Source organism: Candidatus Phytoplasma phoenicium, from assembly GCF_001189415.1.
GTDB classification, from domain to species: Bacteria; Bacillota_I; Bacilli_A; order Acholeplasmatales; family Acholeplasmataceae; genus Phytoplasma; species Phytoplasma phoenicium.
Genome location: NZ_JPSQ01000027.1, coordinates 1 through 2,885, shown reverse-complemented (window position 1 = coordinate 2,885; position 2,885 = coordinate 1). Strand labels below are relative to the sequence as shown.

Genomic DNA, 2,885 nt, shown 5'->3' with positions numbered 1-2,885 from the left:
TTATAAATTTTTTAAATAATAAGAAATATGTAGCAGAATGTTTTGTTTTAAATGATAATCATTCAATTTCAGGTAGAATTGAAAATAAATTTAATCAATTAATTTACAATATAACTGATGAAGATGATAAAATTTCATTAATTTTATTTGTATTAAAAGAAAATTTTGAACCAATAACAATTTTTGAAAAAATTAAAGAAGCTATTAAAAAACAAAGTATCGAAGGAAAATTCATTGATTTAAAAGAAAAATATAAAAATAAAGTTTGGATTTTAAAGGTTCAAATAAAAAAATATCCTGGATTAGAATTATATATTCATATTTGCATTTATCATTTTTTTTATGATTATAATTATTCTAAATTTCAAAAATAAAGCCAAAAAAAAAAAAAAACATAATTTTTAATTTTCTTTTGATATATTTTTTTTAAAAATATAATTTATTAAAATTAAATTTTAACCCAGAGACCCTCATTACGAGAATCTTTTTTTATATCTATTTTTCCTTAGCCACTTTTTAAGTGTTTTTATTTTTTTAAACATGTTAGGAGTAAAATAAATGAATTATCAAAATAAAATAAAACACATCCAAACTCATTTTTCCATGTCTGTTTTATTAAAAAAATTAAATATAATCCCTCTAAATTTCAACATCAAATATCGTTTTCCTTGTCCCATCCATCAAGGACAAAACCCAACTTGTTGTCATTTCGCTTCAACTAATAAAATTCATTGTTGGAAATGTGGTCGAGATTATGATATTATTGATGTTTATATGGCTATTAGTCATATTAAATCCTTTTCTGAAGTAATTCAAAGAATAGAAGGATTTATGAATTCTTTCGAATTTCAAACCTTAAGCCAACAAGAAAAAGAAATAACAAAAACAACTACTAACCCTTTTAAACAACCATATCATTCAATTAAATCAAAGCACCTATTTGACGAAAAAAAAATTAACTTGAAAAAGAAACAATTATTTAAAGAAATTTCACCTTTATTCAACCACATTAGAGATTATTATCATTATTTATTAATTACTAACCGAAACAACGAAAGTCAACCAGGATTAACTTATTTAACCCAAACAAGAAAACTCACTTTAGAAACTATCAAAGAATTTAAACTAGGTTACGCTCCCTTAACTAATAAACCTTTCTCTTTTCGGCTAATAAATTATTGTAAAAAGAAAAATATTAATATCGATCAATTAGTTGCATATGGTTTTATCAAAGAAAAATTTTATCAACAAGATAAAAAATATTTTCATGATACTTTCCATGGTTCTATTATTATCCCCATTGAAAATGGTTCTCATCAAACTTTTCATTTTTATCAAAACCATTTCCGCGAAGTTTCTTATTTTCAACCAAAATATCAAGCCTTAACTAATTTTAGTCAAACTCCTACCTTTCATTTTTGTTATCGGTTTTTTGAAGCGTTACCTTCTCTTAAACAAACAAAAACCATTATCATACATGAAGGTTTTTTTGATGTCATTAGTTGTTGGCAAAACGGTATGAAAAACGTGGTCGGTCTCATTTGCGTCACCCAATTACTTTCTCAATCCCAACTAGAAATTCTTAAAAAAGAAAAGATGAAAGTGATTATCGCTTTAGATAACGACGAAACAGGTCAAAAACGCAGCGAAGCACTAGGAAAACAACTAACCTCACAAGCAATACCTTACGAAATCAGAAGGATTTTGCCTCCTTACGACCAAACTTGTAAAGACGTCGATGATTTATTACGTCAATATGGAAAAGAAGCTTATCAAAAATGTTTTTTAGATCCATACATTAGTTATGAAGAGGCCAAAAAGAAAATCATCGTCGATTTAGCCATTCATTTCTTTGGAGAAAACAAAGTTGAAGTAATTAGTTAAATTATTGTTTTTTGACATCAATATATTACCTATATATAAATAATTAACATACACCTGTTAAACACCCCCCTATACTCCTAAATTTTGCGATTTGATTTTAACAAATTAGGGGGTTTTTTATTTCAAACAAAAAACAATATAAAGGAGTAAAAATGAAAAAGCAAATTAAAAAACTAGAAAAACAAATCACTCAATTAAAAAAGAATTTGTTTTTTTTAAACAAAAATGTTATACTTTTATTATTCAAAGTAATTTTAAAAAGGAGTTAACAATGGAAAAACAAGAAAAAATTAATATTTTTGATGTTGCTAATTATATTTTAACTAATAATAAAAATAACACCCATATGAAATTACACAAATTAATTTTTTATTCGCATGTTTATCATTTAACAAAATACAAAAAACCATTAATTGAAAATGAAATTCAAGCTTGGAGACATGGCCCAGTTTTTCCTGAATTATATCCTATTTTAAAAGAATACACTTACGAAAAAATAACTAAAAAAATTAAAAACGGAAAAATTTTTAAAATTAAAAATACTTATAAAAAAGCGATTGATTATATTATTAATAAATATGGCAAATTAGATGGACAACAATTATCTGAAAAAACCCATTTTGAAAATCCTTGGCAAGAAGCAATCCAACAAGGAAAAAATGTGAGAATTTTAGATGAAAATTTAATTAAATATTATATTCGCAAAAATAAATTATAATTAATAATGACTCATTTTCATAAAAATAATTTTGATAATAGTTTTTCGTTTACTTTTGACAAAAAATATTTTGTTGTTGGTTCAAAATATTCGATTGATAAAATTAAAGATTTAAAAAATTTTTTGTTTTTTTACATGAAAGTTTATTTATGGAAGAATGTTTAACAGTTAACAAGTTAATGAAACGAAATAGCACTTTAAAAAAAAGTTTTGAAAAATGGACGAAACAACAATGTGATATAATAAAGAAAGATTCTTCTAAAAAAATAATTTTACAATTTTG

2 protein-coding genes and 1 pseudogene are annotated in these 2,885 nt (G+C 23.7%); all 3 read left to right on the top strand.

The window, feature by feature from the left end; translation table 11 throughout:
- Positions 1-374 (top strand): annotated as a pseudogene (locus AlmWB_RS01870) (hypothetical protein); the annotation flags it as partial.
- Positions 375-558: 184 nt separating this feature from the next.
- Positions 559-1,884 (top strand): toprim domain-containing protein, encoded by a 1,326-nt coding sequence (locus AlmWB_RS00805; protein ID WP_050337167.1) that lies wholly within the window; start codon positions 559-561, stop codon positions 1,882-1,884.
- Between the two features lie 271 nt (positions 1,885-2,155).
- Positions 2,156-2,602, top strand: a complete 447-nt coding sequence (locus AlmWB_RS00800; RefSeq protein WP_050337165.1) for a Panacea domain-containing protein — start codon at positions 2,156-2,158, stop codon at positions 2,600-2,602.
- Positions 2,603-2,885 lie beyond the last annotated feature (283 nt).

What these genes read in the sequence shown, in the direction of transcription:
- AlmWB_RS00800 (WP_050337165.1), top strand. Translation starts at nt 2,156, where the DNA reads ATGGAAAAACAAGAAAAAATTAATATTTTTGATGTTGCTAATTATATT.
- AlmWB_RS00805 (WP_050337167.1), top strand. Translation starts at nt 559, where the DNA reads ATGAATTATCAAAATAAAATAAAACACATCCAAACTCATTTTTCCATG.